This is a genomic window from Streptomyces bobili, assembly GCF_002154575.1.
Classification (GTDB): Bacteria; Actinomycetota; Actinomycetes; order Streptomycetales; family Streptomycetaceae; genus Streptomyces; species Streptomyces bobili.
The window spans coordinates 1-6622 of sequence record NZ_MUBA01000673.1 but is presented as its reverse complement, the minus strand read 5'-3'; the positions used below and the strand labels follow the sequence as shown (position 1 = coordinate 6622).

Sequence of the window (6622 nt, the reverse complement as noted above, 5' to 3'; positions counted from 1 at the left end):
GCGCAGCATGCTGCGCAACTGGCTCATGGCGATGGCCGCGTCGAGGTTGTGGCCGGTGACGTCGCCGATCACCAGCGCGGTGTCCCCGCTGGGCAGGACGAAGCTGTCGTACCAGTCGCCGCCGACCTGGGCGGTGGTGGAGGAGGCCGCGTAGCGGGCGGAGATCTGCAGGTGGCGGATCTCGGGCAGGACGGGCAGCAGTGAGCGCTGGAGGCGTTCGGCGATGTTTCTCGTCTCCTGGTAGAGGCGGGCGTTGTCCACGCCCAGGGCGAGGGTGCGCGCCAGATCGTCGATCAGGGGCAGGTCGTCCTCGGTGAAGGGCCGTTCCGCACCGCCGCGGGCCACGGTGAGGGCGCCGATGATCTCCCGGCGGGCCCGGAGCGGGGCGACGACGGCGCTGTGCGTCCCCATGCTGCGGAGCAGTTCACGGTAGTGGGCGTCCAGTGCGCTCGTGGCCCGGCTCGGCGGCGAGGGCTCGGCGAGGAGCAGCGGGCCGGCTCCGCTCAGCACACGGGCGAGGGGGCCGCGGGCGGTCTCCGACACGGGCGGGAGCCGGCCTTCGTACTGCTCGGGGCAGGCCTCGCCGGGGGCACGGCCGACGACGCATACCCGATCCACCTGGGCGGCTTCCCCGGTGAACAGGTCCACCGCGCACCAGTCGGCCAGCCGTTCGGTGAGCACCCGGCCCACCTGCTCCACGCCCTCGTCCAGGTTCGGGGCGTTGCTCAGGGCGGCCCCGGTGTCGGCCAGCAGGGAGAGCCGTTGCAGCGCGGACATGCCCGCCCCGGCTCCCCCGGTGTGCGGGGCGGCCGACGGCGTGGGGCCGTCCGGCTGCTGCGGTGCCACGGACCGGGTCCGGCCGGGCGGGCGGGTCGGGGTGACCGGCGCGGCGGCCCTGGGGGTGAGCTGGGCGACGAACACGGTGCGGCCGTCGGGCATCTCCTGGGTCTGGATGAACAGCCGCACGGGTACCAGCCGTCCGTCGCGGTGCAACGCGGGGAGCGGTACCGAGCGGCCCAGGATCCGGGGCTGCCCGCTGAGCAGCAGGGACGTGAACGCCACGAGGTGGCGTTTGCGCAGGTGCTCCGGGATGAGGGTGGTGAGGGGCAGCCCGACGAGGTCGTCGGCGTGCCAGCCGAGCAGGTCCGCCGCCGGTCCGTTCGCCGCGATGATCGTGTTCCGCTCGTCGGCGGCGACCGTCGGAACCCTGCTGGCCTGCACCTGGCCGGCGTCCCAGGGCACCAGCTCGGAGGGGCCGGCGCCGGGCTCGCGGGGCACCACTGTCCACGCGGTGGGGGGTCCGCCCGCGAGCTGGCCGACGATCTGGTCGAACAGCCACTGGTGGAAGACGCGGCTGCGCGGCAGCGCGGGCAGGGTCAGGAACCGTTCGTCCCTGGCCTTCTCCTCGGCCAGGTGGAGGACCGTGCGCAGCGCCTGCACGGCGGGCCCGGCGTCCGGCGGCACGGACAGGGGCAGGGACCGGATCTCCGCTCCGCTCGACTCCTGCTGGAGCGCGGCCGTCACACACGTGCTGATCAGGTGGTTCATGTCCTGGGCGGCGGCGAGTTCCCCGGGTGGCACGCCCAGGTCCTCTCCGGCGGCCAGGGCGAGGACGACCTCGCGCAGCAGCGTGTGCCGGTGCTGCTGGGAGGCCGAGTAGAGCGCTCCCGGTACGTCCACCAGTGTCACGGTCGCACCGGAGGCGGTGTCCGACGGCGGCGGTGCCGGGATCTCCCACCCGCCCGGCGGCCGTAAAGCCCCGTCACGCGTTCCGCCGGGCATTCCGTCGGACGTTCCGTCGGGCGTCACGTCGTCGGGCGTCGCGTCGTCGGGCCCCAGCTCGAACCACACCGTCTTGGTGTCCTCGTCCGCGTCGACGCCGTACCGGGACGCCAGGTGCCCGACCAGGGCCAGTCCCTGCCCCGTACCGGCGTACGGCGGGTAGGCGTACGGCACGAGCCCGCGGTCCGGCCGCCGGTCGCTCACCCCCACCCGCACCGTGCCGCCGCCGTCCACCCGAGCCGACACCTCGACCTCGGTACGGGCATGCAGCACCACGTTGGTCACCAGCTCACCGGCCAGGAGCTGGGCGGTCTCGACCACGTCCGACGCGACGCCGTCCAGAGCGGTCCGCAGGAACCGCCGAGCCTCCGCCACGCTCCGCGGCCCCTGGGCGAACCGGCGCGATGGCGCGCCTGCGGCTTGGGGGTCGGCCATGGCCCCAGTCTGCCCCAGCGGGCGCGGCCCCGCGCCCGCGCACGGTCCGGCGGAGGGGCGCACGGGTGAGGGCCCATCCCCGACGGAGTCCGCCACGAGAAGGATTCACGATTCCTTCCGTCACTCTGAAACATTTCCACCACCCCACCGCATCAATGAGGTGAGGGCAGCACGCAAGACCACGGGGCGGGCGGCGCAAGCACCGGGCCAGGGGCCCACCGGACTGGGGGAACACGCATGAGACAGGTCCGCGCGGACGAGTACGCCGAGTTCGCGGCGGCACGGACCGGGCATCTGTACCGGTCCGCGTGCCTGCTCACCGCGGGGGACACGCACCTCGCCGAGGATCTCGTGCAGGAGACCCTCGGCAGGCTGTACGTCCGCTGGGGGCGCGTCTCGCGGGCCGACAACCCGGCCGCGTACGCGCAGACCGTGCTCACCCGCGCCTTCCTGACCCATCAGCGGCGGCGCAGCAGCCGTGAGCGGGCCGTGGACGTCTTTCCGGAGCGGGCCGGTGCGGGGGCCGACGTGCCCCTGCGGCTCACGCTGGTGGAGGCCCTCGGCCGGCTTCCCGCGAAGGACCGGGCCGTTCTGGTCCTGCGGTACTGGGAGGACCGGTCCGTCGAGGAGACGGCCCGTGCGATGAACGCCAGCTCCGCCGCCGTACGGACGCGGTGTGTGCGGGCCCTCGGCCGGCTGCGCGAGCTGCTGGGCGAGGACATCGGCGAGTACGCCCGTCCCTGAGCGTGCCCCGGCCCGTCCCCGACGGGCTGCCCGGCACCGAGCGCCACGCCCGTCTTCGGGCGGCACGACCACCCCCACTACTTCCTTCGACCAATCCGACCCCGGAAACGGTGGTACGCCATGCCCGTCGACCAGACCCACGACCCCTTCGAGGACCGGCTCTCCGCTGCCCTGCACCAGGCCGGCGGCACCTTCGACACCGACCGTGCCGCGCTTGTCGCGGCAGGCGCGGTGCGAGGGCGCCGGTTGCGCCTGCGGCGGCGGGCCGCCATCGCGGGGGGTGCGGCAGGCCTCGCCCTCGTGGGGGTGGGCGGGGCGCTGCTCGTACCCTCCGGCGCGGGCGGCTCCCCGCAGCACGGCTCGGTCGCCGCGACCGGGTCCGGCACGCCGACCGCCGTGGCCGCCACACCGGCCGCGCCCGTCGTCTCCGCGGACGACATGGTCCGTACGCTCACGAAGCTGCTCCCCAAGGGGAAGGTGACGCGCGGCGAGGCGCGGGGGACGGACAGTCCGCTGCCGCCGCTCGCGCAGGTGACCTTCGACGACGGCAAGGGCGCGGGGTCTCTCTCGCTGCTCGTGGACCGGGTCCGGGGCGGCGGCGAGACCTTCGACCCGGCGAGCGAGGTGGTGCCCTGCCCCAACATGGAGCAGCCCGACTCGGGCCTGGACAGCTGCGTGACGCAGACCCTGCCCGACGGGTCCGTGGTGACCCTCATCCAGGGGTACGAGTACCCGGACCGCCGCGCGGACACCAAGGCGTGGAGCGCCGACCTGGTCACTCCCGACGGGACCCGGGTCAGCGTCAGCGAGTGGAACGCCGCGGCCCAGAAGGGCGAGCCCGTCTCGCGGCCCGAACCGCCCCTCAGCATCCAGCAGTTGAAGACGCTGGCCGCGGCGAACGAGTGGCGCAGGGTCGCCGACTCCATCCCCGAGGAGACCCGGAAGCCGTCCGCCTCCACAGAGGGCTCGACCGGGGACGCGACGAGCTACGAGGGCCGGCGTGTCCTCGCGATCCTCACCAGTTCACTGCCCGACGGCGCGAAGGTCGTCTCCAGCGGCAACGAGGAGACCGAGTTCGCCTACGCCGTCGTGAACGACGGCAAGGGCGAGAGCTACGTCCAGGTCAATCTGCAGCACAACATGTCCGACGCCGCGGGCGCGCTGTACGGCTCCGGCGCCGAGACCCTTCCCGACGGCACGCGCGTCGCGACGCGGCAGGGGCCCGGGGAGAAGGGCGGCGAGGGCGTCGTGATGTGGACCGTGGACACGATGCGCGCGAACGGCATGCGGGTCGTGATCAGCGCCTTCAACTCGGGCAGCCAGACGACGGCCGCGACCCGCCCCGAACCGGCGCTCACGATCGCCGAGCTCCGCAAGATCGCACTCAGCCCGCAGTGGGAGGTACTGGGCGCCTGACGGGAGCCGCTGGGCGTCCGATAGGGGCCTGATGGGCGCCGTCAGCCGGCAATTGGCAGGTCGGCGCCCGCCGATGCGGGCGCCGACCGATGCGGGCGTCCACCGATGCGGGCGCCGCGCCATGCGGCTCAGAAGAACTCCGACCACGGCTGGTCCCAGATCTGCTTCACGCACAGCACCAGGAACAGCAGCCCGGCCGCCGCGAGCATCCCGTTGCTGAGCCCGCCGTTGCGCCATTCGACGGGCGTGCGGGCCGAGTTGAGCAGCCAGATCAGGGTCAGGGCGAGGAAGGGAAGGAAGGCCGCGCCCAGCACGCCGTACAGGATGATCAGGCGGAAGGGCTGGCCCTGGAAGAGCAGGACCATCGGCGGGAACGTCAGCCACAGCAGGTAGAGGCGGAACGGCCAGGAGCGTTCCCGCCGGCCGGAGGCGACCTCGGCGCCCGTCGTCCGGTCGCCGCCGCGGTGGCGGGCGACGAAGTCGGCGAACATCAGGCTGACGCCGTGCCAGACGCCGATCAGGGAGGTGAAGGAGGTGGCGAAGAAGCCGATGAGGAAGAACTTGGCGGTGGCCGTGCCGTACTCCGCCTCCAGGATGTCGCCGAGCTGGACGAGCCCCTTGTCGCCGCCGGCGATCGCCACGTTCGCGGAGTGCAGCAGCTCGGCGCCGACGAACAGCATGGCGACGACGAACACTCCGGTGGTGATGTACGCGACGCGGTTGTCGAGCCGCATCATCTTCATCCAGCCCGTGTCGGTCCAGCCCTTGGCGTTGACCCAGTACCCGTACGCCGCGAGGGTGATGGTGCCGCCCACGCCGCCGACCAGGCCGAGGGTGTTGAGGACCGAGTCCTTCTCGTCGGGCAGGACCGGCAGCAGGCCGGCGAGGGCGTCCCCGAGGTTCGGCGTCACGCGGATCGCGAGGTAGACGGTCACCACGAACATGACGCCGACCAGGACCGTCATGACCTTCTCGAAGACCGCGTACTTGTTGAACCAGACGAACACCAGGCCCACCAGCCCGCAGGCGATGGCCCACCACTCGAGGTCCATCACGTTCGGGAACAGGGCCTGGAGGGGCAGTGCGCTGGACGACATCGCCGCCGCGCCGTAGACGAAGCCCCAGACGACGACGTAGACGAGGAAGAAGTACGTCGTCCAGCGGCCGAGGCTCGCCCAGCCGTCGAACAGGGTGCGGCCGGTGGAGAGGTGCCAGCGGCCGGCCGCCTCCGCGAGGGAGATCTTGACCAGGCAGCCGAGGACCGCGGCCCACAGCAGCGTGTAGCCGAAGTTGCTGCCGGCGATGAGGGTGGCGACCAGGTCACCGGCCCCGACGCCGGTCGCGGCGACGACGATGCCGGGCCCGATGTGGCGCCAACTGGACTTGCGGGGGGTGGGGTTGTCGCGGCCGGATGATGCCTCGGTGTCAGTGGGGTTGCCCGTGGTGTCCGCCATAGGAATCAAGAAAGCGGAAGGAGCCCGAGCCGACAAGGGGGCGTACACGAACGCAACGCCCACGGGGGGGGCATGGCAGCCGCCGCGGGGGAACGTCAGTCGCACGCGCACGTGCTCAGTTCGAACCACACGGTCTTGCCCGGCCCGTCCTGATGGCAGCCCCAGCGCCGGGCGAGCGCCTCCACGAGGAACATCCCCCGGCCGCTCTCCGCGGAGCCCGCCTGGAGTACCTGCGGGGTACGGCGGCCGGTGTCGGCGACCTCGCAGCGCAGCACGCCGTGCGCCGCGGAGAGCGTGAGCCGGTAGTGACTCGCGGAGTGCAGCAGGGCGTTGGTGGCGAGTTCGCTGACGAGCAGTACGGCGGTGTCGACCAGGTCCTCCGGCTCGGCCAGCCCCCAGCCCTCCAGCTGCCGGCGCACCTGCGAACGCGCCTCGCCCACGGCGGACGGCCGCGGGTCGTACTCGACGCTCCAGTGGCCCGCGCCCAGGGGCGGTTGAGGACAGGCGCCGTACGGAGAGTCGGGGTCAGGAAGGCGCCCCCCGGAGAGTTGCAGCATGCCTCCACAATGACCTCCGCCGAGGACACGTACACGGGGAGGACTACCTGTTTCCGTACCTGTGGATAGCCACAGATACCTGTGGATACCTGGTGATACCTGTGGAAAACGGGGCTCACCCGTACTGGAGGCGTACGGCCGTGCCGTCCGGGGTCCGGCGGAGGTCGACGTAGGCGCAGACCTGGCGGGTGAACCAGAGGCCCTGGCCCCCGTCACCACCACCCTCCTCTGGGG

Annotated in this window: 5 protein-coding genes; 2 read left to right on the top strand and 3 right to left on the bottom strand. The window is 72.7% G+C overall.

Annotated elements, in window-relative coordinates; all coding sequences use genetic code 11:
* A partial coding sequence (locus tag BZL64_RS35965; protein ID WP_086773242.1) for a GAF domain-containing protein occupies window positions 1-2217 on the bottom strand: 2217 nt, incomplete at its 3' end.
* A gap of 237 nt (window positions 2218-2454) precedes the next feature.
* On the opposite strand from BZL64_RS35965, the gene BZL64_RS35960 reads away from it, so the two are divergent.
* Entirely contained in the window at window positions 2455-2961 is a 507-nt protein-coding gene (locus BZL64_RS35960) for a SigE family RNA polymerase sigma factor (protein ID WP_086773240.1), read from the top strand.
* 120 nt (window positions 2962-3081) lie between these two features.
* A complete protein-coding gene (locus BZL64_RS35955; RefSeq protein ID WP_086773239.1) occupies window positions 3082-4377 on the top strand; it encodes a hypothetical protein in 1296 nt (431 codons plus the stop codon).
* 128 nt (window positions 4378-4505) lie between these two features.
* Here the strand turns inward: BZL64_RS35955 and BZL64_RS35950 are convergent, their stop codons facing one another.
* Both BZL64_RS35950 and BZL64_RS35945 read right to left on the bottom strand, forming a co-directional pair.
* Window positions 4506-5831, bottom strand: coding sequence for an Nramp family divalent metal transporter (locus BZL64_RS35950; protein ID WP_167396255.1), 1326 nt, complete (start codon window positions 5829-5831; stop codon window positions 4506-4508).
* Window positions 5832-5926: 95 nt separating this feature from the next.
* On the bottom strand, window positions 5927-6388 hold the full coding sequence (locus BZL64_RS35945) for an ATP-binding protein (RefSeq protein WP_086773238.1): 462 nt from the start codon (window positions 6386-6388) through the stop codon (window positions 5927-5929).
* Window positions 6389-6622 lie beyond the last annotated feature (234 nt).